Origin of the sequence: Streptomyces sp. DSM 40868 (assembly GCF_011820545.1) — a bacterium.
GTDB classification, from domain to species: domain Bacteria; phylum Actinomycetota; class Actinomycetes; order Streptomycetales; family Streptomycetaceae; genus Streptomyces; species Streptomyces eurythermus.
The window spans coordinates 941,389-965,888 of record NZ_CP050504.1; the positions used below are offsets into that span (position 1 = coordinate 941,389).

At 73.0% G+C, this 24,500-nt stretch carries 20 protein-coding genes; 10 read left to right on the plus strand and 10 right to left on the minus strand.

Translation table 11 applies throughout. The features are described 5' to 3' along the window. Window positions 1-40: 40 nt before the first annotated feature. From HB370_RS04225 to HB370_RS04235, 3 genes are all read right to left on the minus strand, one after another. A complete protein-coding gene (locus HB370_RS04225) occupies window positions 41-799 on the minus strand; it encodes a BTAD domain-containing putative transcriptional regulator (protein WP_244405411.1) in 759 nt (252 codons plus the stop codon). 351 nt (window positions 800-1,150) lie between these two features. Then, window positions 1,151-1,795: a ScbR family autoregulator-binding transcription factor gene (locus HB370_RS04230; protein ID WP_030793790.1), complete on the minus strand. Its 645-nt coding sequence runs from the start codon at window positions 1,793-1,795 to the stop codon at window positions 1,151-1,153. 111 nt (window positions 1,796-1,906) lie between these two features. Beyond that, window positions 1,907-3,037, minus strand: a complete 1,131-nt coding sequence (locus HB370_RS04235) for a PP2C family protein-serine/threonine phosphatase (protein WP_244405413.1) — start codon at window positions 3,035-3,037, stop codon at window positions 1,907-1,909. Between the two features lie 537 nt (window positions 3,038-3,574). Between HB370_RS04235 and HB370_RS04240 the strand changes: the two genes are divergently transcribed. From HB370_RS04240 to HB370_RS04255, 4 genes are all read left to right on the plus strand, one after another. Next, the gene (locus HB370_RS04240; protein ID WP_244406004.1) at window positions 3,575-6,187 is read left to right on the plus strand and encodes a SpoIIE family protein phosphatase; all 2,613 of its coding nucleotides are present in this window, start codon (window positions 3,575-3,577) and stop codon (window positions 6,185-6,187) included. 65 nt (window positions 6,188-6,252) lie between these two features. Further along, on the plus strand, window positions 6,253-6,630 hold the full coding sequence (locus HB370_RS04245; RefSeq protein ID WP_030793781.1) for a nuclear transport factor 2 family protein: 378 nt from the start codon (window positions 6,253-6,255) through the stop codon (window positions 6,628-6,630). A 132-nt stretch (window positions 6,631-6,762) separates the two neighbouring features. Further along, window positions 6,763-7,515, plus strand: a complete 753-nt coding sequence (locus tag HB370_RS04250) for a GntR family transcriptional regulator (protein WP_030793778.1) — start codon at window positions 6,763-6,765, stop codon at window positions 7,513-7,515. A 51-nt stretch (window positions 7,516-7,566) separates the two neighbouring features. After that, complete coding sequence (locus HB370_RS04255; RefSeq protein ID WP_030793775.1) at window positions 7,567-8,823, plus strand: MFS transporter; 1,257 nt, start codon at window positions 7,567-7,569, stop codon at window positions 8,821-8,823. Between the two features lie 2 nt (window positions 8,824-8,825). On the opposite strand, the gene HB370_RS04260 is transcribed toward HB370_RS04255, so the two are convergent. Next, the gene (locus HB370_RS04260; protein ID WP_030793772.1) at window positions 8,826-9,449 is read right to left on the minus strand and encodes a TetR/AcrR family transcriptional regulator C-terminal domain-containing protein; all 624 of its coding nucleotides are present in this window, start codon (window positions 9,447-9,449) and stop codon (window positions 8,826-8,828) included. 55 nt (window positions 9,450-9,504) lie between these two features. Here HB370_RS04260 and HB370_RS04265 point away from each other — a divergent pair, with 55 nt between their 5' ends. From HB370_RS04265 to HB370_RS04285, 5 genes are all read left to right on the plus strand, one after another. Then, a complete protein-coding gene (locus tag HB370_RS04265; RefSeq protein ID WP_030793769.1) occupies window positions 9,505-10,944 on the plus strand; it encodes an FAD-dependent monooxygenase in 1,440 nt (479 codons plus the stop codon). 145 nt (window positions 10,945-11,089) lie between these two features. Beyond that, the gene (locus HB370_RS04270) at window positions 11,090-12,394 is read left to right on the plus strand and encodes a glycosyltransferase (RefSeq protein WP_078637815.1); all 1,305 of its coding nucleotides are present in this window, start codon (window positions 11,090-11,092) and stop codon (window positions 12,392-12,394) included. 165 nt (window positions 12,395-12,559) lie between these two features. After that, window positions 12,560-14,731: an RNA polymerase recycling motor ATPase HelR gene (helR, locus tag HB370_RS04275; RefSeq protein ID WP_030793764.1), complete on the plus strand. Its 2,172-nt coding sequence runs from the start codon at window positions 12,560-12,562 to the stop codon at window positions 14,729-14,731. Window positions 14,732-14,791: 60 nt separating this feature from the next. Next, entirely contained in the window at window positions 14,792-15,304 is a 513-nt protein-coding gene (locus HB370_RS04280) for a GNAT family N-acetyltransferase (protein ID WP_030793759.1), read from the plus strand. Next, complete coding sequence (locus HB370_RS04285) at window positions 15,301-15,870, plus strand: hypothetical protein (RefSeq protein WP_051816189.1); 570 nt, start codon at window positions 15,301-15,303, stop codon at window positions 15,868-15,870. Before HB370_RS04280 ends, HB370_RS04285 begins: the two co-directional genes overlap by 4 nt. A 105-nt stretch (window positions 15,871-15,975) precedes the next feature. Here HB370_RS04285 and HB370_RS04290 read toward each other — a convergent pair whose 3' ends face one another. The 6 genes from HB370_RS04290 to HB370_RS04315 all read right to left on the minus strand — a co-directional run bounded on the left by HB370_RS04290 (window position 15,976) and on the right by HB370_RS04315 (window position 23,369). Beyond that, window positions 15,976-16,659: a response regulator gene (locus tag HB370_RS04290; protein ID WP_030793753.1), complete on the minus strand. Its 684-nt coding sequence runs from the start codon at window positions 16,657-16,659 to the stop codon at window positions 15,976-15,978. A 91-nt stretch (window positions 16,660-16,750) separates the two neighbouring features. After that, window positions 16,751-17,383 carry a potassium-transporting ATPase subunit C gene (locus HB370_RS04295; RefSeq protein ID WP_030793750.1) on the minus strand — a complete coding sequence of 211 codons (633 nt, stop codon included), beginning with the start codon at window positions 17,381-17,383 and terminating at the stop codon, window positions 16,751-16,753. Between the two features lie 5 nt (window positions 17,384-17,388). Then, window positions 17,389-19,518, minus strand: coding sequence for a potassium-transporting ATPase subunit KdpB (gene kdpB, locus HB370_RS04300; RefSeq protein WP_030793746.1), 2,130 nt, complete (start codon window positions 19,516-19,518; stop codon window positions 17,389-17,391). Continuing rightward, on the minus strand, window positions 19,518-21,179 hold the full coding sequence (gene kdpA / locus HB370_RS04305; RefSeq protein WP_030793743.1) for a potassium-transporting ATPase subunit KdpA: 1,662 nt from the start codon (window positions 21,177-21,179) through the stop codon (window positions 19,518-19,520). Before kdpA ends, kdpB begins: the two co-directional genes overlap by 1 nt. Before the next feature lie 8 nt (window positions 21,180-21,187). Further along, the gene (kdpF, locus tag HB370_RS04310; RefSeq protein ID WP_037655415.1) at window positions 21,188-21,277 is read right to left on the minus strand and encodes a K(+)-transporting ATPase subunit F; all 90 of its coding nucleotides are present in this window, start codon (window positions 21,275-21,277) and stop codon (window positions 21,188-21,190) included. A gap of 250 nt (window positions 21,278-21,527) precedes the next feature. Continuing rightward, entirely contained in the window at window positions 21,528-23,369 is a 1,842-nt protein-coding gene (locus HB370_RS04315; protein ID WP_030793740.1) for an APC family permease, read from the minus strand. A 274-nt stretch (window positions 23,370-23,643) separates the two neighbouring features. Here HB370_RS04315 and HB370_RS04320 point away from each other — a divergent pair, with 274 nt between their 5' ends. Continuing rightward, the gene (locus HB370_RS04320; RefSeq protein ID WP_030793737.1) at window positions 23,644-24,438 is read left to right on the plus strand and encodes an SDR family oxidoreductase; all 795 of its coding nucleotides are present in this window, start codon (window positions 23,644-23,646) and stop codon (window positions 24,436-24,438) included. The last annotated feature ends 62 nt before the right edge of the window (window positions 24,439-24,500 follow it).

Below are 24,500 nucleotides of genomic sequence, written 5' to 3' on the forward strand. Positions count from 1 at the left end.
CGTCCGCGTCCCGGCCCTCCCCCGCCGGGCCCGCCGCGCGTCAGGCGCTCTGCAGGTCCCCGAGCGGAACGCGCGGCAGCGTGCCGGCTTCGAGGCCCGCGCAGTGCGACCGCCGGCCCGGTTCCCTCCGGTCGGGGACGAGGCCCGGCAGGGGCCGGACGGGCGCGGTGCGCGTCTCGCGCCGTCCGCGCAGATAGTCCCGGATGACGTCACGGTCCTGGCCCCGGTGGTCCAGGTCCGCCTTCAGCCGGGCGTACGGCGGCGTGTCGGGGCAGTAGCGGGTGAGCACCTGCGCCAGGTCGAAGCACAGTTCCCGCCAGCGCCCGAGCCTGAGTTCCGCGTCGATCCACCGGTCCACGGCGCGCTGCCAGGAGAGGGTGAGCCGGGCCGCGTGGGCCTGGAGCTGGGGTCCGTGGGGGACGCCGGAGAGCGGGGCGCCGGTCCACAGGGCGAGGGCCTCGCGCAGCCGCCGGCCGGCCAGGTGCAGGTCGCCCGCCTCCATGGCCCGGTATCCGGCGCCGGTCAGCCGCTCGAACGTCCTGAGGTCGCTGGAGCCGCCGCCGGTGTCCAGCCGGTAGCCGCCGGGCACCGAGGCCAGGACCTGCTCGGCCGGCCGTTCACTGCCCGCCGCCTGCGAGGCCGCGCCGATGACGGCGCGCAGCCGGCCGATGTGGTGGTCCAGCGCGTCCTGGGCGCCGTCCGGCAGGCCCTGGGGCCACAGTTCGTCGGCGAGGGCGTACGCCGGTACGGCACGGTCGGCCGCCGCCATGAGGAGGGCGAGCACCTGTCTGGTCGGCACCTCGGCCGAGTAGATGGGTAACGTCCCCTCTCGTACCGCCACTTCCCCGAGCATCCTCAGTTCCACGTCGTTCCCCTCCGACTCAGGTCACTTCCGGTGCCGTCAGCAGCGCTTGAGCGGGGCGCCCCTCACCTGTATGCAGGCACTCCCCTTCCATAATAATAGGATTATTTTTCTTTTTCTTTAGCGGACGAGACGGAAGACCGGCCTCCGGTGGCCTCGTCCCCCCTCTGCCGGCCCGTGCGGCCTGTCCCCGAACATGCCGAACCCGGGGCCCACCCCATCGCCCCCTCCGGTACGTTGCCGGTCGTTCCGGTTCCCAAACCGTAGCCGGACGAAGAAAAAGAGGCGTCACGCGTCAGCGAGGCCCGCCGCCCTGACCCGCTCCTCGCCGAACACCAGCTTCCTGGCCGCGCTGGGCACGGCGAGGGCGGGCAGCAGACATCGCCACATCTCCTCGACGCGCGCGGGCAGCTCCCGGTGCGAGGTCTCCAGCTGGGTGTGGATCTGGGCGCCGGTGCAGGAGCTGACGATCAGCCGGGCACAGGCCTCGGTGTCCACGTCGGCCCGCAGCTCGCGGCGGCGCCGGGCCTGCTCGAAGTCGTCCCGCAGGATGCCCGTCCACTGCCGGTAGGAGTTCATGTCCGGCTCGATGAAGAGCCGCTGGTCCATCACCAGGCGCGCGCCCGCCCGGAGCACCGGGTTGTCGAGCAGTTCGTAGGCCCAGGCCAGCGTCAGATCGACGGCGTGCTGCAGCCCTTGCGAGTCCAGCGGCGGGACCACCAGTTCCGGTTGGCTGGTGACGATCAGACGCGCCAGCTCTTCCTTGGACTTGAAGTGGAAGTACATCGCGCCCAGGGTCAGCCCGGCCCGCTCGGCGATGCGCGAGACGGTCGTGCCGGCGAAGCCGTACTCCGCGAACGTCTCGGCCGCCGCGCGAATGAGGGCGGCACGTGTGCGCGCCGCTCTCTCCTGTTTCACCACTCGACCTGTCATGTGCCATCGCCATCCACGGCTAGAAAAAAGTGAATACTATTCTTTAGCCTATAAGAGACACCCTGTCTCACCGCCAAGAATCGGGCACGTGGAAGTACCAGGGGCGGACACTCACATGATGTCCACGCCGGCCACACATGCCGGTCCGGCCGGGCCGTCGGCGGGGAGGCAGACCGCGAGTGCCGCGATGTCGTCCTGGAGGCGGTCGCCGCTGTAGGCCAGCAGGTCGTGGTGGAGCTGTTCCAGGAGCCCCTGGGGCGGCAGGGAACGCCAGGCGCGCAGCCGCTGCAGGAGCGGGTAGAAGGAGCCGTCCGGGTCGCGGGTCTCGGTGATGCCGTCCGTGTACAGCAGCAGCTGGTCGCCGGGGCGGAAGGAGTACTCCTCCACGTGGTAGGGCTCCCCGGCCAGCACCCCGAGGTTGAGCGGCGGGGCAGACCGTCCGCTGTCCAGTTCGCGGACCTCCCCGGAGCGGATGAGGACGGGCGGCGGATGACCGCAGTTGACCACGCGCAGCACCGGCTCCCCCGCGGGGATCTCCACGAAGACGGCGGTCACGAACCGTTCGCCCACCTCGTTCCCGCCCAGCAGGGCCGCCCTGCGGTCCATGCTGGTCTCCACGCGGTCGGCCAGGGCGGGCAGCGCGGGTTCGTCGTGCGCCGCCTCACGGAACGCGCCGAGCAGGGCCGCGGCGGTCTCCACCGCGAGCAGTCCCTTGCCGCGTACGTCGCCGATGAGCAGCCGGGTGCCGTACCGGGTGGGGACGGCCTCGTAGAGGTCCCCGCCGATGCGTGCCTCCGCCGCGGCGGACAGGTAGAGGCTGTCCAGGAGGAGGTCGCCGATCCGGTGCGGAACCGGCCGGAGCAGCACCCGCTGGGCGATGTCGGCCACGAAGCGCACGTCGGCGAGGGTGCGCTCGCGGTGGGTGCGGTGCGCGGCCAGGATGGTGCCGAGGACGCCCACCAGGGCCGTGCAGACGTAGGAGGCCACGTAGTAGCGGTCCCACAGATGGCCGACGGGCCGGCCGGCACAGCACGGGGTGCCGGCCAGGACGCCCTCCAGGACGACGGCGAACACGGTGGCACCGGCGACGGCCACCGGACCGTAGGCGAACGCGGTCACCAGGGGCAGGGCGATCAGCACGAAGCTCACCGGCCACTCGACGGGGGTCGCGGGCTCCAGCAGCAGGACGGCGGCGACGTACAGGACCGGCAGCCACCGCAGCCACGCGGGAGGCTCCGGCAACCGCGTCCGCGCACCGGCGCCGTCCTCCGGCTCCCGACCGGTATGTCCAGGCTTCGGCATACGTGGTCTTCGCACACGGACTCCTGTCACAGCAGCGCACGACAAGGTCCCCAGCCTGGTGCGCCCGTGCGCGGCACACCGGCGATTGCTCCGCTCAGCGGCATGTTTCCGCCCCGGCCGGTACGAAACCCAGCATGCCCGGGTCCGGCCCTCCCGCGGCGGACGGGCGCCGTCCGCCATCCGTCCGGAGCAGGCCCGGCCCCGCGCCCCCTCACCCGCCCGGCCGACGCCGCCGTGGCGACATCCCGCGCGGCCGGCGCACAGCGGTCGCCGGTCACCGAGCCGCAGTGCTAGAAAAGGGAGATGAGCGGACGTTTCCGCCGTCCAAGGGCGAAAGCGGTGCCGCCGCCCGGCACCCGGTGGGCCTCCGATCCGCCCCGTCGACGAGTGCCGTGGCCGTTTCGCGGGCGCCGGATCCCGTCGTCCCTGAGCGTCCGCACCCTCGCCGCGCAGGTCTTCCTGTTCCAGGCGCTGATCATGCTGCTGCTGGTCGCGGTGGGAGCCGCCGCCCTGGTGGTGCAGGGGCTGTACGACGCCGAGCGCAGCGCCAGGGACCGGTCGCTTGCGGTGGCCGAGGCCTTCGCGCACGCCCCCGGCACGGCACAGGCACTGCGCTCGCCGGATCCGACGGCCCGGCTCCAGCCGGTGGCGGAACAGGTGCGCAAGGGCTCCGGCGTCGACTTCGTCGCCGTGCTGGACAAGCGGGGGGTCCGGCTGACCGACCGGGACCCCGCCCTGATCGGCACCAAGGCCCAGGGGGTCGGCCGGGCGCTCCTGGGAGAGTCGTTCACCGAAACCTTCCACGGCCGGCCGGCCGACGCGGTGCGCGCCCTCGTCCCCGTGACGGACCCGAGCCGACGCGTGGTCGGCGTCGTCACGGCGGGGATCGAGTACGAGAACGTGGGCGACGTCCTCGTCCGTCAGCTGCCGCTGCTGCTCGGCACGGCGGCCGGGGCGCTGGTCCTGGCGACCGGAGGCGCCGCCCTGGTCAGCCGCCGGCTGCTGCGGCAGACCCATGGGCTCGGCCCGGCCGAGATGACCCGGATGTACGAGCACCACGACGCCGTACTGCACGCCGTGCGCGAAGGGGTGCTGATCCTCGGCGGCGACGGGCGGGTGCTGCTCGCCAACGACGAGGCGCGCCGGCTGCTGGACCTGCCCCGGGACGCCGACCGGCGGCAGGTGCGGGAGCTGGGGCTGGGGCCGGGGCCGACCCGGCTGCTGGAGGCGGGCGAGGCCGCGTCCGACGAGGTCGTCCAGGCCGGTGACCGGCTGCTGGCGGTGAACATCCGGCCCACCGCCCCGTACGGCGGCGCTCCGGGGCTCGTGGCCACCTTCCGTGACACCACGGAGCTGCTGGCCCTGTCGGGGCAGGCCGAGCTGGCGCGGGGCCGGCTGTCGTTCCTGTACGAGGCGGGCACGCGGATCGGCACCACGCTCGACGTGCGGCGCACCGCCGAGGAGCTGTCGGAGGTGGCGGTGCCGCGCATGGCCGACTTCGTCACCGTGGAGCTGCTGGACTCGGTGCTGCGCGGCGAGGAGCCCACGAGCGCGGTCCGCGAGATGCGCCGTACCGCGCTGCGCACCACGCACACCGGGCACCCGTTGCAGCCGGTGGGCGAGGTGATCCGGTTCGTGATGGCCGACACCCCGATGGCGGCGGCACTGCGCCGCGGCAAGGCCGTCCTGGTGCCGGACCTGCGCACCGCCCAGGACTGGCGGGCGCGGGACACCGGCGGGGCCGAGCGGGCACTGGACTACGGCATCCACTCGCTGATCACGGTGCCGCTGCGGGCCCGCGGGGTGATCCTCGGCATGGCCGACTTCTGGCGGGGCGCGGGCTCTCCCCGGTTCGAGGAGGAGGACGTCGCGGTGGCCGAGGAGCTGGTCGCCCGGGCCGCCGTGGCCATCGACAACGCCCGCCGGTACGCCCGTGAGCACGAGATGGCGGTGACGCTGCAACGCAGTCTGCTGCCGGTGGGGCTGCCTGAGCAGGACGTGCTGGAGATCGCGTCGCGGTATCTGCCGGCCCGCGCGGGCGTGGGCGGCGACTGGTTCGACGTCATCCCGCTGCCCGGGTTCCGGGTGGCGCTCGTCGTCGGGGACATCGTGGGCCACGGGATGCAGGCCGCGGTGACCATGGGGCGGCTGCGCACGGCCGTGCTGAACTTCTCGTCGCTGGACCTCACTCCGGACGAGCTGCTCGGGCACTTGGACGAGATGGTGAACCGGCTGGACTCGCAGACCGCGACCGCCGACGACGACCATGTGCCGCTCACCGGCGCCACCTGTCTGTACGCCGTCTACGACCCGGTCTGCGGGCGCTGCGCCGTCTCCCGCGCCGGGCATCTGGCGCCCGCCGTGGTGGATCCGGAGGGCCGGGTGACCTTCCCGGACCTTCCCCTGTCGCCGCCCCTGGGGGTGGGCGGCCACCCCTTCGAGACCGGCGAGCTGGAACTGCCCGAGGGCAGCCGGCTCGTCCTGTTCACCGACGGTCTGATCGAGAGCCGGGGCCGGGACGTCGACGAGGGCCTGGCGCTGCTCTCCTCGACCGTCGCGCACGCGGACCGGACACCGGAGGAGACCTGCCGCGCCCTGGTGGAGCGGATGCTGCCCGAGCGCCCCAGCGACGACGTGGCCCTGCTGGTCGCCCGGACCCGGCGGCTCGACCCGTCCTGCGTGGCGACCTGGGACGTGCCGTTCGACGTGACGGCCGTGCCCCGGGTACGGGGCGAGGTGAGCCGGCGGCTGGCCGAATGGGGGCTGGAGGAGACGGCGTTCGCCACCGAACTCATCCTCAGCGAACTGCTGACCAACGCGATCCGCTACGGCGCCCCGCCCGTGCGGGTCAGGCTGCTGCTGGGCCGCACCCTGGTCTGCGAGGTGTCGGACGGCAGCAACACCTCCCCCCGGCTGCGGCGCGCGGCCAGCACCGACGAAGGGGGCCGGGGGCTGTTCCTCGTCTCCCAGTTCGCGGACCTGTGGGGGACCCGTTACGCGGCGCGGGGGAAGGTCATCTGGGCCGAGCAGACCCTGGACCGGGCGACGGAGCCGGATCCGTCCCTCCTGTTCGACGTCATGGGCCTGTGACCGGATGACCCGCGGGTTCGCGGGGACGGCCGCGGGTCTCCCCGCCCTGCTGGTATTACTGGTGCATGCAGGAAGAGACCGCGCGGTCCGCGATCGACACGTTCATCTCCGCGTTCAACGCCTCGGACGACACCTATGTGACGGCTCTGCTCTCCCAGGCCCTGACCCCGGACGTGGTCTTCTGGGGGCCGCTCGGGCGCAGTGAGGGGATCGAGGCGGTCGAGCGGTTCGTGCGGGACATCCGGCGCCACCCGGCGGGGGCCGGCACGATGGTGCGCTGTTCGGCGGTGGACATGCCCGACGAATGGGCCCGCTACCAGTGGGTCTTCACCCTGCCCGACGGAGGCCCCCGCCTGGCGGGGACGGACGTCGTCCATCTGCGGCGTAACCTCATCGACCAGGTCATCGTGTTCGCGGGGGAGATCGGACCGCCCGCCTCCTGAGCCGTCCTCCCCCGGCGCCCGGATGCCCTGCGTCATGCTGCTCCAGCAGCTTTGACCGGGTGCACTAGTTTTCCGGGCGACGCCCGCCGGCACCGCCGGTCGTCGGGCGACGGACTCACCGGAGGACGACCCATGCCACGACAGGCGCCGTATCTCGCGATGGCCGACGTGCTGCGCGCGCGGATTCTCGCGGGAGAGTGGGGTGTCGGGGAACGGCTGCCGTCCCGGGCCCGGCTCGCGCGGGAGTACGGGGTCGGACGCAACGTCGTACAGCGGGCGATGGACCGTCTGATCATCGAGGGTCTCCTCGAGGGGCGGGCCGGTTCGGGCACCTATGTGCGGGTGCCGCGCGAACGCCTGCGGCTGGTGCGCTCCCGGCACCGGGAACGACGCGGTGCCGCCCCCGCCGGCACCGGGGAGCGGGGCCGGGCCGACGCCTGGGACGCGCACAGCGTGGTACGTGTGCCCGCTCCCGAGGACATCGCCGGGCGACTGGCCGTCGGCGTGGGCGACCTGTGCGTGACCACCCACTACGAGTTCCTGGCCGGAGGACAGCCCGTGCAGCTGTCCGAGTCGTGGGAGCCGATGGCCCTGACGGGCGGCACACCCGTCGTGCTGCCGGAGACGGGCCCGCTGGCGGGCAAGGGCGTGGTCGCGCGCATGCGGTCCATCGGGGTGGTCGTCGAGACCGTGGTGGAGGTGCCGCGTCCGGCCCGCGCCACCCGGGAGCAGGCGCACCTGCTGGGGATCGGCCTCGGGGACCTGGTGCTGCGGATCGAACGGACCATCTTCGCCACGGACGGACGCCCGGTGGAGACCGCCGACATCGTCATCCCGGACGCGCGCCGGGAAGTGGTCTACGAGTTCGGCGTCGAGCGGCCGTAGGCCGCGCGGACACGGCAACGGCCTTTCCACGGACGGTGACGGGAGACTCGTATGTCCAAGGCGTCCCGGCTCGGGCTGCTGCGCGACCCGGACTTCGGGCGGCTCTTCGCCGCCACCGCGCTCGGTCAACTGGGCGACCGCATCGTGTTCCTGGCGCTGCCGCTGGCCGCGCTGGAGGCGACGCACGCCGACGAGTTCCGACTCGGGCTGCTGGCCGCGGCGACCACGGCGGGTTCGCTGCTGGTCGGGCTGCCGGCCGGAGCGTGGGTGGACCGTACGCGGAAACGGCCGGTGCTGGCCGGCGCCGATCTGCTGCGGGCGCTGGTCCTGTCGACGGTTCCGGTGGCGTGGTGGGCGGGGACGCTCACCATCGGCTGGCTCTACGCGGTCGCCCTGGTCCATGGAGTGCTGACCGTGTTCTTCGATGTCGCCTACGCCGGTTTCCTTCCGCACGTGGTGGGGCGCGGCCGGCTCCTGGAGGGCAACGCGAAGCTGTCGGCGGTGCGTTCGGTGACGAGTATCGGCGGGCCGACGGTGGCCGGGCCGCTGGCCGGTCTGGCGGGAGCCCCCGCGGCACTGTGGGCGAGTGCGGCCGGGATGGCCGTGTCGGGACTGCTCGCGCTCACCGTCCGGACCCGCGAGCCGCGGCCGGAACCGGGCCCGGCTCCCCGGCTGGGCCGGGAGATCGGGGAAGGGGTGCGGTTCGTGTTCGGGCACCCGGTCCTGCGTGCGGTCGTGCTGGGCGACGCGGTGTTCAACCTGTTCCTGGTCCTGTACCAGAGCATGCTGCTGGTGTTCCTGACGCGTGAGGCCGGCCTGACACCGTCGGGCATCGGCCTGGTGCTGTCCGGGATGGGCTGTGGTGCCCTGCTGGGCGCGCTGCTGGCCGCCAGGATCTCGGCGCGCGTGGGGCAGGGCCGGGTCATCTGGCTGGCGTCCCTGGCCACTTGCCCGCTCACCGCCCTGATGCCGGTGGCGCGGCCGGGCTGGAGCCTGTACGCGGCCGCGGCCGGGCTCGCGGCTCTCTCGCTGGGCGGGGTCGTCCGGGTCGTGGCCCAGTCGAGCCTGCAACAGGCCCTGACGCCGGACCGGTTGCTGGGCCGGACGAGCGCGACGGCGCGCTTCGTGTCCTGGGCCGGTATTCCGCTGGGCGGGGTGCTGGGCGGGGTCTCGGGTGCCGTGTTCGGTGCCACGGCCACCCTGTGGACCGGGGCCGTGGGCATGACGCTGAGCGCCCTGCCCAACCTGCTGTCTCCGCTGCGGGGTCCGGGTGCCGGTGCGGTGCCGGTGCCGCGGACACCCGCCTGACCTCAGCCCCGGGCGAGGATCGCGTCGAGGCCGAACTCGAAGCGGGCGTCGAAGGATTCCGCGCCCAGGTGGGCCAGGGTGCGGTACAGGGCGGGGTGGGTGTCCGCGGAGACCGCCCGGGCCAGGCTTCCGTCCCGGGGCCGGGCGGCGGCCGACTGTTCCTCCTGGGCCAGGCCGAGCGTGAAGTAGACCAGGGCCCACATGGTCCAGGCCGCCTCGCGTTCGGTCATGCCGCCGTCGAGCAGGGCGCCGACGAGTGCCTCGGCGAAGCGCAGGGTGTGCGGCTCGGCGGGGTAGGTGCCGGTCACCAGGGCGGCGCCGTCACGGCGGGCGAGCAGGGCCTGGCGGTACCGGCGGACGAGTTCGCGCGCCCGGTCGTCCCAGGCGTCGGGCAGGCGGTCGAGGGGGGCCTGTCCGACGACGGCGTCCGCCATCAGCTCCAGCAGCCGGGCCTTGGTCTTCACATGCCACAGCACGGTGTTCATCCGGACCCCGAGCCGGTCGGCGACCGCTCGGGTGGACAGGGCGTCGAGCCCGTTCTCGTCCAGCAGTTCCAGGGCCGTGCGTACCACCGCGCCGGCGTCGAGCCGGGGGCCGCGCTCCGCATCCGCTTGCTTCTTGGTCACTGACCTAGTTTACTGCACCCACGACTATTGGTCACTGACCAAGAAGGAGGCAGGCGTGGAACAGCAGGTCGTCATCGCCGGAGGAGGTCCCGTCGGGCTCTGGCTCGCCGCCGAACTGCGGCTGGGCGGGGTCACGGTCACCGTCGTGGAGGAACGCCGGGAGCGCGACCAGCGGTCCAGGGCGCTCACCGTGCATCCGCGCACCCTGGAGATCCTGGCGTCCCGGGGTGCCCACGGTCCCTTCCTGGAGGCGGGGTCTCCCATCCCGAGCGGCCATTTCGGCGGGCTCGACGCCCGGCTGGACTTCCGGGCGCTGGACACCCCGTTCCCGTACACCCTGGCGCTCCCGCAGGCCAGGACGGAGGAGTTCCTCGAGGAGCGTGCGCTCGCGCTCGGCGTGCGCCTCCTGCGCGGACACCGCGTCACCGGCCTGACCCAGTTGCCGGGCGCGGTGACCGTACGCATACAGGGCCCCGAGGGGCCGTACGAACTGCGGGCCGCGTACGCCGTCGGCTGCGACGGAGTGCGCAGCACCGTCCGCGCGGCGGCCGGCATCGGCTTCCCCGGCACGCCCGCCACCGTCCTGGGCTTCCTCGGGGACGTACGGCTGGACAGCCCCCCGCCGCCCGGTTTCAGTGTCTGCGGTCCGTCCGGCGGGCTGATGGCCGTACCGCTGCCCGGCGGGACGACCCGGCTGGTCGGCATCACCCCGGACGACCTGACCGCCACCTGGCCGGGCGATCTCACCCTGGACGAACTGCGGGCCAAGGTACGGGCGATCGCCGGGCGGGACTTCGGGCTGCGCGACCCCGTCTGGCTCTCCCGCTTCGGCAACGCCACCCGGCAGGCCGAGCGCTACCGCGACGGGCGGGTACTGCTCGCCGGGGACGCCGCCCACCAGCACTTCCCCACCGGCGGGGTGGGCATGAACGTGGGCATCCAGGACGCGCACAACCTCGGCTGGAAGCTCGCGGCCGTCCTCGCCGGCCGGGCCGACGAGACGCTGCTGGACTCCTACCACGACGAGCGGCACCCGGTGGGCGCCCGCCTGCTGGAGAGCAGCCGCGCCCAGACCGCCCTGATGACGGCCTTCTCACCGGAAGGGCTCGCGCTGCGCGCGGAGTTGAGCGCACTGCTGGCCGCCCAGCCGGCCCTCAACGCGACACTGGCCGAACGGGTCTCCGGGCTCGCCGACGGCTATCCTCCCGAAGACCCGGCCGCCCATCCGCTCACCGGCACCCGCGCCCCGGACCTGGCCGTCGAGGGCTCCGAGGGGCTGTTCTCCCTGCTGCGCCCGGGCCGCCCGCTCCTGCTCGACCTCGCCGGGGACCTGCCCGCCGGACCCTCGGCGCCGGGCGCCGTCCGGCACACCGGCGCCCTTCTCGGGCCGCCGGCGGCCTGGGCCGGGGTGCGTGCCGCGCTGATCCGCCCGGACGGCCATGTCGCCTGGGCCAGGACGGAACGGGACCACGCGGCCCGAGAGCACGGCCGCTGAGGGGAGAAAAACCAAAGGCAAGGAGGTCACCCACTCCTTGCCACTCTCAACTTATAGCGCACAGGGGGCCTTGCGGCAAGGCCCCCTTCGTACCGCAGAATCGTCGGCCTGAGCCGGGAAGCCACCGAAATTGGAGTTCTGCGAAGTGCGTGTGCTGTTGTCGACCTATGGGTCACGTGGGGACGTGGAACCGCTGGCGGGGCTCGCGGTCCGGTTGCGTGAGCAGGGCGCCCAGGTGCGGGTGTGCGCGCCGCCGGACGAGGACTTCGCGCGGCGACTGGCCGACGTCGGCGTGCCGCTGGTCCCGGTCGGTCCCTCGGCCCGCGCGCTGACGCGGGCGGCGCCGTCCCCCTCCTCCCTGCCCGAGCGCGCGGCCCGGCTGATCGCCGGGCAGCTCGGGCCGGTCACCGAGGCGGCCGAGGGCTGCGATCTGCTGGTGGCGACCGGTGCGCTGCCCGCCGCCGCGGGCGCGCTGTCGGTGGCCGAGAAACTGGGCATCCCCTCGGTGTCCGTCACCTTCCAGCAGCTCACCCTGCCCGCGCCGCACCGCCGGCCGCTGGCGTACCCGGGCCGCCCGCTCCCGCCGGAGGTGACCGATCACCAGGCGCTGTGGGAACTGGACGCCCAGAACGTCAACGCGCTGTTCCGCGAGGCGCTCGACACCAACCGGGCGTCGCTCGGCCTGCCGCCGGTGGACGACGTCCGCGCCTACGTCGTGGGCGACCGGCCCTGGCTGGCGAGCGATCCGTTCCTGGACCCGTGGCACGGGACGGCGGACCTCGACGTCGTACAGACCGGCGCGTGGATCCTGCCCGACACGCGACCGCTCCCCGCCGGCCTGATGGCGTTCCTCGACGCCGGCGCCCCGCCGGTCTACGTGGGTTTCGGCAGCATGCCCCTGCACGCGGCGGCGGACATGGCCCGGGTCGCCGTCGAGGCGGTCCGCGCGCAGGGCCGCCGCGTGGTCCTGGCACGCGGCTGGGCGGAGCTGTCCCCCGGCGGCGACCTGGACGACTGCTTCGAGGTCGGGGAGGTCAACCAGCAGGCGCTGTTCGCCCGGGTGGCCGCCGTCGTGCACCACGGCGGCGCGGGCACCACGACGACGGCCGCCCGGGCCGGAGCGGCCCAGGTGGTGGTGCCCCAGGTGGCCGACCAGCCGTACTGGGCGGGACGGGTCGCCGAACTGGGCATCGGCGCGGCCCACGACGGCCCCGCCCCCACCGTCGCCTCGCTGTCGGCGGCGCTCCGCACGGCGCTCGCCCCCGGAACCCGCGCGCGGGCGACCGCCGTGGCGGGCCGGGTCCGCACGGACGGGGCGTCGGTGGCGGCGCGACTGCTGCTCGACGGCGCCACTTCCGGCCGGCAGAACCATCGGCCCGGCGGATACGACCGCTGCTCCCCGCTCACGGGAATCGCCAGTCCGGCCGGCACAACTGCCGCTCGCTGCTGACGGAACCGTGATTCCCGGCGGACCGGGCCGCCACTCCCCGCTGACAGAATCGCCGGTCACGGCCGGTTCGACCACCAGTCCCCTCCGGCTCGACGGCCGGCCCCGACTCCCCCGACGTCCCGACCCCTACCCGGCCGAACCCGCGGCCACATCGGAGACACCCACGTGACACCCCACCTGACCACCAGCGCCTTCGACCTTCCCGACCGGCTGTCCGCCAAGGCCGATCCGGCGCTGATCGCCGACGACGAACGGCACTTCGCGGCGATCGCGGAGTGTCTGGAACAGTCGATCGCCGAGCTGTCCGCCCGTCTCGACGCCGAACGCAGGGCGCCCGGCGGCACCGGCCGGCAGGCGATGGACCGGGACGCGGAGATCCACCGGCTGACCGCCCGGCTGCGCACGCTGCGCCGCTTCGGCCTGGACCTGTGCCTGGGGCGCATGGTCTCCGCGGACGACCCCGAGCCGGTGTACGTCGGACGGCTCGGCCTCACCGACAGCACGGGCCGGCGGCTGCTGGTGGACTGGCGCTCCCCCGCGGCCGAGCCGTTCTTCGGGGCCACCCACGCCAACCCGATGGGCCTGGCGAGCCGCCGCCGGTACCGCTGGACGAACGGCCGGATCGGTGACTACTGGGACGAGGTGTTCACCGCCGAGGGCCTGGTGGGGCACGCCGCGCTGGACGACCAGTCCGCGTTCATCGCCGGTCTCGGCGGCAGCCGTTCGGAGCGGATGCGGGATGTGCTCGGCACCATCCAGGCCGACCAGGACGCCATCATCCGGGCGGGCTCCCGGGGCGCGCTCGTCGTGGACGGCGGTCCGGGCACCGGCAAGACCGTCGTCGCCCTGCATCGTTCCGCCTACCTCCTGTACGCCGACCCCCGGCTCGGGCACCGCAGGGGCAGGGTGCTGTTCGTCGGCCCGCACCGGCCGTACCTGTCCTACGTCTCCGATGTGCTGCCCAGCCTCGGCGAGGAGGGCGTGCAGACCTGCACGCTGCGGGACCTCGTCGCCGAGGGAGCGGAAGCGGTGGCCGAGGCCGACCCGGAGGTGGCCCGGCTGAAGTCGTCCGCGCGGATGGTGCGGGCGATCGAGACGGCCGTGAGGTTCTACGAGGAGCCGCCCGCCGAGGGCATGACGGTCACCACCCCTTGGTCCGACATCCGGCTGAGCGCCGACGACTGGGCGGCGGCGTTCGACGCGGCGGAACCGGGCACGCCGCACAACGAGGCCCGCGAGCAGGTGCTGGAGGAGCTGCTGACGATCCTTCAGGACAAGCACGACGGTGATGCCCCGCCCGAGTTGCTGCGCAGGTCGCTGCGGGCGAACCGGGAGCTGCTGGCAGCCGTCGACCGGGCGTGGCCGCTGCTGGAGGCGGCCGACCTGGTCGGGGACCTGTGGACGGTGCCCGCCTATCTGCGGCTGTGCGCGCCCTGGCTGGACCGCGACGAGGTCCGGCGGTTGCAGCGCGCGGACGCCCAGGCGTGGACGGTGTCGGACCTGCCGCTGCTGGACGCGGCACGGCAGCGGCTCGGCGACCCGGACGTGGCGCGGCGCGAACGGCGGCGCGTGGCGGTCCTCGCGGCGCAGCGGGAGCGCATGGCGCAGGTCGTCGACAACCTGATAGAGGCCGTGGCGACCTCCGGGGCCGACGGGGACGACGGTGAGGGCCTGGTGCGGATGCTGCGCGGCGAGGACGCGAAGGTCAGCCTGGTGGACGAGTCCGAACTGCCGTCGGCCGACCCCGACCTGCTCGCCGGGCCGTTCGCGCACATCGTGGTGGACGAGGCACAGGAACTGACCGACGCCGAGTGGCAGATGCTGCTCCAGCGGTGCCCGTCGAGGAGCTTCACCATCGTCGGGGACCGGGCGCAGGCCAGGCGCGGGTTCACGGAGTCGTGGCGGGAGCGGCTCGAACGGGTGGGGTTCGACCGGATCCGGCTGGCCTCCCTGAGCGTGAACTACCGGACGCCGGAGGAGGTCATGGCGGAGGCCGAGCCGGTCATCCGGGCCGCGCTGCCCGACGCCAACGTGCCTGTGTCCGTGCGCCGCAGCGGGGTTCCCGTGGTCCACGGGTCGGTCGCGGACCTGCGCCCGGTGCTGGACACCTGGCTCGCCGCACACGCCGACGGGATCGCCTGTGTCATCGGCGACCCCTCGTTCCCGGGGACGTCCCGGGTCCGCTCGCTGCCGCCGGAGCTGACGAAGGGTCTCGAATTCGACCTGGTCGTCCTCGTCGACCCGGACCGCTTCGGCACCGGTGTCCAGGGAGCGGTGGACCGCTACGTCGCCATGACCCGGGCCACCGGCCGACTGGTCCTCCTCACCGCCCCGTGACCCCGTTCCGGCGGCCCCACCGGGACGTGCGACGATCCTGACACGACGAAGGAGGGGCTTGTGCGGTTGCGCGACGTGTCACCGGGTGATGTCGATGCCTATGTCCGGATGCGGTGCGATCCCGTGATGATGGCCGACCTCGGCGGGCCCCTGCCCCGCGAGGGGATGGCGGACAAGGTCGGGCGGGATGTCCGGCAGGCGGCGGCCGGACAGGCGTGGATCAAGATGATCGTTCCCGACCCGGCCCGTCCCGACGTGGTTGCGGGCACGGTGACGATCTGGTCCCACGACACCGGTGACGGGCCGCTCTCCGAGATCGGGTGGATGGTGCTGCCGGAGTTCCAGGGGCGCGGGCTCGGCAAGCGTGCCGTGCGGGCGCTGCTGGAGCAGGCCCGGGACCAGGACCGCTGGGGCGTGGTGCACGCGTTCCCGGCGATCGGCAACGCGGCGTCGAACGGCGTCTGCCGGTCCGTCGGCTTCCGCTTCCGGGGAGAGACCGAGGTGGATTTCGCGGGCCGGGTGATCCGGGCCAACCACTGGGCCGTCGATCCGCGGACGCTTGCGCGCCGATGACGACGACGGGTGCGGGCGGCCCCGGTGCGGGAGACCGGTCGGTGTCCGGTGTGGACTTCTGCGCTCATGTGGCCACGCGCGGCGAGGTGCTCGGGGTGGGGATCGGGTCCGGTCCCGGTGCCTGGACAGCGGTGTTGGGGGCGGACTGTCTGAAGGATCCCGGCACGGGGCTGCTGCGCCGGGACTACGGGCTGGTGGAGGTCTCCTTCTCGGCGGACGGCGGGCCCCTGTCCTGCTTCGGGATCAGCGTGCAGGCGCACCGGCTGATCCACGGCCAAGCGGTGCCGCCGGCCCTGGCGCGGGCGTACGGGGAGTTCGCGCCCCGCGTCCGGTTCGAGGAGGTGCGGGCCGGGATCCTCGCCCTGGGGTGCACGGTCGAGCCCGACGACCTCTCGGGCGACGTGCACCGCTACCGCGTGCCCGAGTCCGGCGTCCGCGTCTTCGTCGTCGACGACCCCGACCCGTACGGCGACGGTGATCACGACGTCCACGATCCGCAGCTCCACCAGGCGGGCGACATCTGGTCGTTGAACGTCTCGCCGGCCTGGTGGGCGCGGAGCCGGTAGCCCGCGCCCCGGCCGTACGGTCGTCGCCGTGGTGACGGGTGCCGGTGCCGTACTGGACCGTGTCCGCCCGGGGCCCGCGCGCCGCCGGGCGCGCGAGCGCGGGGGTCAGGCTTCGAAGCGGTAGCCCATGCCCGGTTCGGTGATCAGGTAGCGGGGGCGGGAGGGGTCGGTCTCCAGTTTGCGTCGCAGCTGGGCCATGTAGACGCGCAGGTAGTTGCTCTTGTCGCCGCGGGAGACTCCCCAGACCTCCTGGAGCAGCCGTTTCTGTGTGACGAGCCGGCCGGGGCGGGTGACCAGGATCTCCAGCAGATGCCATTCGGTGGGGGTGAGGCGGACCTCCCGGCCGTCGCGTACGGCCTTCTTCGCGCACAGATCGATGGTGAAGGCCTCCGTCTCCACCACGGTCGGCTCCGGCACCGGCGGTGCCTCCTCGGTGCGGCGCACGGCGGCCCGTAACCGGGCGAGCAGCTCGTCCATGCTGAACGGCTTGGTGACGTAGTCGTCGGCGCCGGCGTCCAGTGCGGCGACCTTCTCGTCCGAGGCCTGCCGGGCGGACAGGACCAGGACGGGCACACGGGTCCAGCCCCGCAGGGCCCTGAGCACGTCGACGCCGTCCATGTCGGGCAGGCCGAGGTCCAGCAGCACGACGTCGGGCCGCCGGGCGGCCGCGAGGCGGAGCGCGGTGGCTGCGTCGGGGGCCGTGTCGACGCCGTACCGGCGGGCCCGGAGGTTGATCACGAGGGCCCGTACGAGCTGCGGGTCGTCCTCCACGACGAGGACCCGGGTCATGGGTGTGCACCTTTCCTGTCATGGCCGCGGGAGCCGGCGGCACCGGGACGCGCCGTGGTGCCGCCGGCTTCCGTGCGGTCGTGCGGGGCCGTCACCGCCTGGCCGTGAGGTCCTTGAGCGCGATGTTCAACTCCAGGACGTTCACGCGTGGTTCGCCGATGAATCCCAGCGTGCGCCCCTCGGTGTGGTCCGTGACCAGTTCGCGTACCGCGGTGACGGGCAGGTGGTTGCGCGCGGCGACCCGGCGCACCTGGAGTGCGGCGTAGGCCGGGGAGATGTCCGGGTCCAGGCCGGAGCCGGAGGAGGTGACGGCGTCGGCGGGGACGCCCGAGGGGCTGACGGGGTGGCCGGGCACCGAGTTGTCCCGGACGACCTCGGCCCTGGCGTCCTCGACCTGCCGGAGCAGTTCCTTGTTGTCGGCGGCGAGATTGGTCGCCCCGGACACGAGCAGCCGGTATTGGGTGTTGACCGAGTTCTCGGCCAGTCCGTGTGCCGGGCGGGGCTGGAAGTACCGGAGGCTGTAGCCCTGTTGACCGATCAGGGAGGAGCCGACGACCTTGCCGTCCGCCTTGATCTCGGAGCCGTTGGCCGCGCCGGGGAAGAGCGCCTGGGCCACGCCTGTGACGGCCAGCGGATAGAGGACGCCTGTGAGCACGGTCAACACCAGCAGTGCGCGCAGGCCGGCGCCGAGCAGACGGCCGGTGTTCACAACGGAGTTCTTCATGTCCTTCACGCGATCCCGGGGATCAGAGAGACGAGCAGGTCGATGAGCTTGATGCCGGCGAACGGCGCGATCAGGCCGCCGACGCCGTAGATCCCGAGGTTGCGGCGCAGCATCCGGTCCGCGCTCATCGGCCGGTACCGCACGCCCTTCAGGGACAGCGGCACCAGCGCGACGATGATCAGCGCGTTGAACACGACCGCCGACAGGATCGCGGAGTCCGGCGAGGACAGGTGCATGATGTTCAGCTTGTCCAGGCCCGGGTAGACCGCCGCGAACAGCGCCGGGATGATCGCGAAGTACTTCGCCAAGTCGTTGGCGATGGAGAACGTCGTCAACGCGCCCCGGGTGATGAGGAGTTGCTTGCCGATCTCGACGATCTCGATCAGCTTGGTCGGGTTGGAGTCGAGGTCGACCATGTTGCCGGCCTCCTTGGCGGCCGACGTGCCGGTGTTCATGGCCACGCCGACGTCCGCCTGGGCGAGGGCCGGCGCGTCGTTGGTGCCGTCGCCGGTCATCGCGACCAGCCTGCCGCCGGCCTGTTCCCGTTTGATGAGGGCCATCTTGTCCTCGGGGGTGGCCTCGGCGAGGAAGTCGTCCACGCCCGCCTCCTCGGCGATGGCCTTGGCGGTCAGCGGGTTGTCACCCGTGATCATGACCGTTCTGATGCCCATGCGGCGCAGTTCCCCGAACCGCTCGCGCATGCCCTCCTTGACGACGTCCTTGAGGTGGATGACGCCGAGCACCCGGGCGCCGTCCGCGTCCTCCACCGCGACCAGCAGCGGGGTGCCGCCGGCCGCGGAGATCCGGTCGGCGATCCGGTCCGCGTCCTCGGCGACCGTGCCGCCCCGCTCCTCCACCCAGGCGATGACCGAGGCGGTGGCGCCCTTGCGGACCCTGCGGCCGTCGACGTCCACGCCGGACATACGGGTCTGGGCGGTGAAGGCGACCCATTCGGCGCCGACGAGTTCGCCGCGGTGCCGTTCCCGCAGCCCGTACTTCTCCTTCGCCAGGACGACGACGGAGCGGCCCTCGGGGGTCTCGTCGGCCAGCGACGACAGCTGGGCGGCGTCCGCGACCTCCGCCTCCGTGGTGCCGCGCACCGGCACGAACTCGGCGGCCTGCCGGTTGCCGAGGGTGATGGTGCCGGTCTTGTCGAGCAGCAGCGTCGAGACATCACCGGCGGCCTCGACCGCACGCCCCGACATGGCCAGCACGTTGCGCTGCACGAGGCGGTCCATGCCCGCGATGCCGATCGCGGAGAGCAGGGCGCCGATCGTGGTCGGGATCAGGCAGACCAGCAGGGCGACCAGCACCACCATCGTCAGATGGGTGCCGGCGTGGTCGGCGAACGGCGGCAGGGTGGCGCAGGCCAGCAGGAACACGATGGTCAGCGAGGCCAGCAGGATGTTCAGCGCGATCTCGTTCGGCGTCTTCTGCCGGGCCGCGCCCTCCACGAGGCCGATCATCCGGTCGATGAAGGTCTCCCCGGGCCTGGTGGTGATCCTGACGACGATCCGGTCCGACAGCACCTTCGTACCGCCCGTGACGGCGCTGCGGTCGCCGCCGGACTCGCGGATGACCGGCGCGGACTCGCCGGTGATGGCCGACTCGTCCACGGACGCGACGCCCTCCACCACGTCCCCGTCACCGGGGATGACGTCCCCGGCCTCGCAGACCACCAGGTCGCCGACGGTCAGCCCGGTGCCGGGGACCCGTTCCTCGGCGCCGTCCGGCAGCAGCCGGCGGGCGACGGTGTCGGTCTTGGCCTTGCGCAGGGTGTCGGCCTGGGCCTTGCCCCGGCCCTCGGCGACCGCCTCCGCCAGATTGGCGAACAACACGGTCAGCCACAGCCAGGCGCTGATGGTCCAGCCGAACCAGTCGCCGGGGTCCTTCAGGGAGAAGGCCGTGGTCAGCACGGAGCCGATCCACACCACGAACATCACGGGCGACTTGACCATCACCCGCGGGTCGAGCTTGCGGAAGGCGTCCGGCAGCGACTTGACGAGCTGCCGGGGGTCGAAGAGGCCCGCTCGGACGCGGCTCTCGGCCGTCTGGTGCCCCGTCGGTGTGTCGTGGTGGGGCGCGAGGGTGGGAGTGGACATCGAGTCCTCTTGCTCGTGTACGTCGGTGCTCATCACGCCAGGCCCTCCGCGAGCGGGCCCAGTGCCAGGGCCGGGAAGTAGGTGAGACCGGTGATGATCAGGATGGCGCCGACCAGCAGGCCGGTGAACAGCGGCTTCTCGGTGCGCAGGGTGCCCGCCGTCACCGGGACGGGCCGCTGCCCGGCCAGCGAGCCGGCGAGTGCCAGCACGAACACCATCGGCAGGAAGCGGCCGAGCAGCATGGCGAGTCCCGTCATGGTGTTGAACCAGTCGGTGTTCGCGTTCAGCCCGGCGAAGGCCGAGCCGTTGTTGTTCGACGCCGAGGTGAACGCGTACAGCACCTCGGAGAAGCCGTGCGCGCCCGGGTTGAGCATCGAGTGCGGCGGGGTCGGCAGGGCGAGGGAGGCCGCGGTGAAGACCAGTACCAGTGCCGGGGTGACGAGGATGTAGCAGGCGGCCAGCTTCATCTCGCGGGCGCCGATCTTCTTGCCCAGGTACTCGGGTGTCCGGCCGACCATCAGGCCGGCGATGAACACCGCGATCACCGCCATGATCAGCATGCCGTACAGGCCGGAGCCGACACCGCCGGGCGCGATCTCGCCCAGCATCATGCCGAGCATCGTGATGCCGCCGCCCAGGCCCGTGAAGGAGGAGTGGAAGGAGTCCACCGCACCGGTCGACGTGAGCGTGGTCGACACCGCGAAGATCGACGAGCCGCCGATGCCGAAGCGGACTTCCTTGCCCTCCATCGCCCCGCCCGCGGCCTGGAGCGCCGGGCCGTGGTGGGCGAACTCGGTCCACATCATCAGCGCGGTGAAGCCCAGCCAGATGCCGGCCATGGTGCCGAGGATCGCGTACCCCTGCCGCACGTTGCCGACCAGTACGCCGAAGGTGCGGGTCAGCGAGAAGGGGATCACCAGGATGAGGAAGATCTCCAGCAGGTTCGTGAACGGGGTCGGGTTCTCGAACGGGTGGGCGCTGTTGGCGTTGGCGACGCCGCCGCCGTTGGTGCCCAGTTCCTTGATGGCCTCCTGCGAGGCGTAGGCGCCGCCGCCCCACTGCTGCCGGCCGCCCATGAACTGCCCGACCTCGTGGACGCCGGAGAAGTTCTGCAGCGCACCGCACGCGACCAGCACCACGGCGGCGAGGGCCGCGACGGGCACCAGGATCCGCAGGGTGCCGCGCACCAGGTCGGCCCAGAAGTTGCCCAGTTCGCCGGAGCGCGTCCGGGCGAAGCCGCGCACCAGCGCGACCGCCACCGCCATGCCCACGGCGGCCGACACGAAGTTCTGCACGGCCAGGCCGGCGGTCTGCACGACATGGCCCATGGTCTGCTCGCCCGCGTACGACTGCCAGTTGGTGTTGGTCACGAACGACACGGCCGTGTTGAACGACTGCGCGGGAGTGACCGCGGAGAAGCCGAGCGAGCCGGGCAGGACGCCCTGGAGCCGCTGGAGCAGATAGAGGAAGAGGACACCGGCGAGCGAGAAGGCCAGCACACCGCGCAGATACGCGGGCCAGGTCATCCGGGCGTCCGGGTCGGCGCCGATGCCCCGGTAGATCCACCTCTCCGCCCGCAGGTGCTTCTCGGAGGAGTAGACCCGGGCCATGTGGTTGCCGAAGGGGATGTGGACGAGCGCCAGCGCGCCCACCAGGGCGAGCAGTTGGAGCACGCCTGCCAGTACGGGACCCATGTGCGTGCTCAGAACCTCTCCGGGAAGATCAGGGCGAGGACGAGATAGCCCAGCAGGGCGACGGCCACGACCAGGCCGGCGATGTTCTCGGCGGTCACAGCTTCGTCACCCCCTTGGCGACGAGAGCCACCAGCGTGAAACCGGCGAGCACGGTGAGGACGAAGGCCAGATCGGCCATCGCGAACTCCTGGAGTGAGGTTCGGTGGAAACGGACGAGTACGAGGAAAGCGCCTCTCTGGCCGGATCCGGCCGCTTGTTGACGCCTCTCTTACGGCCTCGCCCGCGTCTTTGACGGTTCTCTTACGGCTAGCGGTCGTCACCGGCGGCCGATCGCGTGTTCCCAGGCGTTCAGGACGGCCGGAAGCGCAGGCGGCAGATCACCGCGTCCGTCTCCCGGCGCATGGCGTGCGCGACGACCGCGCCCCGCTGGTTCTGCAGCAGCCCCTGCCACAACCGCTCCGGCTCGGTCTCCGGGATCAGCACGGTGACCCGGGTGCCGGGCTGGGCGGCGGTCACCTGCCGGACGTAGGCGGCGATCGGCCGGCCGAGGCCGCGCCGGGCGCAGCTCAGCCGCACCAGCGGCACCCCGGGGTCCCACGCGGCCCAGGACCGCTCCAGGGCGTGCAGCGCGGCGCGGTCCTCCGGGTCCGGGTGGCACACGGTCACGGCCCGGACCTCGTCGCCCAGGGAGACGGCGGCCGTCAGCGCCTCGGAGGTCAGCCGGGACAGCGAGGACACCGGGACGATCACCAGCGAGCGCTCGCGGTGCGGGGGCTCCGGGACGCGGCCGAGGCCGAGCCGCTCCCCGATGCGGTGGTAGGCCCGGTGCACGGCGACGAACGCGGCGACCAGCAGGGGCAGCGCCACGACCACCAGCCAGGCACCCTCGGTGAGCTTGCTCGCCGTGACCACGCCGGCCGAGACGCCGGTGAGCAGCGCGCCGAGGCCGTTGAGCAGGGCCTTCCCGCGCCATCCGGGTCCTCGCTCCAGGCGCCAGTGCCGGACCATGCCCACCTGGGCGACGGTGAAGCCGACGAAGACCCCGATCGCGAACAGCGGCACCAGCGTGTTGGTGTCACCGCCCGAGAAGACCAGCAGGCCCGCCGAGACCGCGGCGAGGGCCAGGACGCCGTGCCGGTGCACCTGCCGGTCGGCCTTGAGCGCGAAGACGTGCGGCAGGTAGTTGTCCCGGGCGAGCAGCTTCAGCAGCACCGGCAGGCCGCCGAAGGAGGTGTTCGCGGACAGCGCCAGCAGGATCATGGTGGCGAACTGCAGGACGTAGAAAGCCCCGTTGTGGCCGAGGGAGGCGTCCGCGAGCTGGGCGAGGACCGTCACGCCCGCGACCGGCTGGAGGTGGAAGCGGCCGATCAGCACGGCCAGGCCGATCAGCATCAGGCCGAGGACGGCGCCGAGGGCGGTCTCCGCGCGCTGTGCCCGCCGCACCCGGGGGGCGCGGAAGGAGGGGACGGCGTTGGCGATGGCCTCGACTCCGGTCAGAGCGCTGCACCCGGAGGCGAAGGCCTTGAGCAGGAGCAGCGCCCCGACCCCGCCGGCGTTGTCCGCGACCACAGAGGCATGTCCGGCCGCGGTCGCCGTACTGACCGGGGCGGACCGGAACAGCCCCACGACGATCAGCGCGAGGACGGCGCCCACGAAGACGACGGTCGGCACGACGAACGCCTTCGCCGACTCCGCGATGCCCCGCAGGTTGACGCCCGTGACCAGGGCGAGCACGGCGAGGCACAGCCACAGCCGGGCGCCGTACAGGGCGGGGAAGGCGGACGTCAGCGCGGCAACGCCCGCCGTGACGGCGACGGCCACGTTCAGGACGTAGTCCAGGACCAGTGAGGCGGCGGCCACCAGGCTGGTGCGCGTGCCCAGGTGGGCCTTGGCCACAGCGTACGAGCCGCCGCCGTCGGGGAAGGCCGCGATCACCTGCCGGTAGGAGGCGACGAGTACGGCGAGCAGCGCGGCGATGGCCAGGGTGACGGGCAGGGTGAATCCCAGGCCCCGGGCGCCCGCGGCGGCCAGCACCAGGGCGATGGCCTCCGGGCCGTACGCCACGGAGGCCATCGCGTCCAGGGACAGCGCGGCCAGGCCGGTGACGGCGGTCAGGCGGTGCCGTTCCCCGGTATCGGGCGGCTCCTCGCCGGCGGGGGCGGCGCCGGGCCCGGTGGTCAGGACGGACATGGATGCGTGCTCCTTCGTTCTTCGGTCCCGTGTGCGGACCGGGTGCGCGGTGCCCCCAGGGTGTGTCCGGTACCGGCCGCCCCCGACCGGTCCCTTACGGGACCTTGGCGCCCGGCGCCCCCGCGCTGACGGGATCTTGACGCCCGCGCGCGGAATCACGCCGGGAAAGTGGCACCGGCGGCGGGCCGGCTTCATCAATGTGCGCCTGCCGGTGCCGGTGGTGGCCGGGCACGCGCCACGGTAGGCCGACGGGCCGGGGGGAACTCGTGTCCTCATGCGCATCGATCTCACAGGACGTACCGCACTGGTCACCGGCTCGACGCAGGGCATCGGTGCCGCCATCGCCGTCGCGCTGGCCCGGGCCGGGGCCCGGGTGGGCGTCAACGGCCGTGACGAGCGGCGGGTGACCGCGAGCGTGGAGGCGCTGGCGCGGGAGGTGCCCGGCGCCGAGCCGGTACCGGTGGCCGCCGACGTCTCCACCGACGAGGGCGCGGCCCGGGTCGCCGAGCTGCTGCCACGGGTGGACATCCTCGTCAACAACCTCGGCGTCTTCGGCACCGCCGACCCGCTGGAGATCACCGACGCGGAGTGGCGGCGCTACTTCGAGGTGAACGTCCTCGCCGCCGTACGGCTGACCCGGCTGTATCTGCCGGGCATGACCGAGCGCGGCTGGGGCCGCGTCCAGTACGTGGCGAGCGACTCGGCGGTGGTCATCCCCGCGGAGATGATCCACTACGGGATGTCGAAGACCGCCCTGCTGGCGGTGGGCCGGGGCTTCGCCAAGAAGGCCGCGGGCACGGGCGTGACGGTGAACTCGGTCATCGCGGGGCCCACCCATACCGGCGGGGTCGAGGACTTCGTATACGAGCTGGTCGACCGGGAGCTGCCCTGGGAGGAGGCGCAGCGCGAGTTCATGCGGCGGCACCGTCCGCAGTCCCTGCTCCAGCGGCTGATCGAGCCGGAGGAGATCGCCCACATGGTCGTCTATCTCGCCTCCGATCAGGCGTCGGCGACGACCGGCGGCGCGCTGCGCGTCGACGGCGGGTACATCGACTCGATCCTCCCCTGACCCGCCCGGGGCCGGGGGCGGTGCCCGAACGGGCAGCGGAAAGGCTTTCACGTGACCGATCT